We start from the raw sequence: 1206 nt of genomic DNA on the forward strand, positions 1-1206 counted from the left end.
ATCCAAGTCAATTGGCCGTTTTCCATGTCAAACCTTCCTCCGGGGGTTTCACCTTTCTGTGGTATGAGACCTTAGGCGCTTCTGTTCAGTTCAGTGAGCAGAGAGCGACCATGTTGCGCTATTTTCGTCTCATTCTGCACTGTAGGCCCGCAGGTACAATCATATAGTTGTAGTGGGTTTAAAACTGGAGCTTATAAAGAAGGCATTGTAATGCAAAAATGGATTTTATCCATGCAAGAATAATGAATGAATGAAGAAAGCTCTTTTCTTGAAAAAAACTGTTTGGTCTTGTTTGGGGTGAGCGATGGGATTCGAACCCATAGCCTTCGGGGCCACAACCCGACGCTCTAACCGTTGAACTACGCCCACCACAGAGGTCTTTAAAAGTGGTTTATTCTTACTGGTCTTGAGGTTTTGTGTCAAGTGGTGTTTGGTCTTGTGCAATATATCAATATTAAAGAAATAAAATATATCTTTGGCCTGATTTTGATAAAAATCTAGCCTAATCCGCCGATATCAGGCATTGAAAGAATTGACAATATGTAGGACAAAGAAGTAGTAAAAACAAATACAATAGTCTTTGCAGCGCTTAAAAGAGGATGATTTATGCCGGACGAGAAACCGTTGGATATTGTTAGGCTCAGGGCCTGGGTCAAGGGGCGGATAGAGCGCTCAGTTCCGGACGCCAGGATCGATTACTGCTTGACGTGCGGTCTTTGTGCGAGCGGTTGTCCTGCAACCGGCATCGATGGTCTTGACCCACGGAAATTCCTGCGGCTTCTGGTCCTAGGCCAGGATGATGAAATTTTAAAGACCAATTGGATATATACCTGCACCATGTGTCAGAGGTGCAGGTATGCGTGTCCGATGGGCATAGATGTTGGACGCATAGTCTATGAGATCCGCGGCATGAGGCCGAGGGATGAGCGGCCCAGAAACCTACAGCGTTCATGCGATCTTCAAAAGGAAACCAATAGCACGGGTATCCCCAATGAAGATTTTGTCTGGGTGGTGAGGGATGTGCTTGAAGAGGTGCGCCAGAATGAGCCTGAATGGGCGGATATCAATGCGCCGATAGACAAGGCGGGCGCTGAATATTACCTCAATCAGAACGCAAAGGAGCCGACGGTCGAGCCAGAAGAGATGGTCCCTCTCTGGAAGATATTGCATGCCGCAGGGATCGATTGGACCTATTCCTCAAAGTGG

General features: G+C 46.9%; 1 protein-coding gene and 1 tRNA gene. One reads left to right on the top strand and one right to left on the bottom strand.

Features of this window, described 5'->3' with window-relative positions; all coding sequences use genetic code 11:
* Positions 1-293 precede the first annotated feature (293 nt).
* Positions 294-369 (bottom strand) — tRNA-His (locus ACP5SG_RS09655).
* Positions 370-606: 237 nt separating this feature from the next.
* Between ACP5SG_RS09655 and ACP5SG_RS09660 the strand changes: the two genes are divergently transcribed.
* The coding region (locus tag ACP5SG_RS09660; protein WP_428124098.1) for a 4Fe-4S dicluster domain-containing protein at positions 607-1206 on the top strand (600 nt) is incomplete at its 3' end.

It is taken from the genome of Dissulfurimicrobium sp., assembly GCF_049968175.1.
In the GTDB taxonomy this organism is placed as follows: domain Bacteria; phylum Desulfobacterota; class Dissulfuribacteria; order Dissulfuribacterales; family Sh68; genus Dissulfurimicrobium; species Dissulfurimicrobium hydrothermale.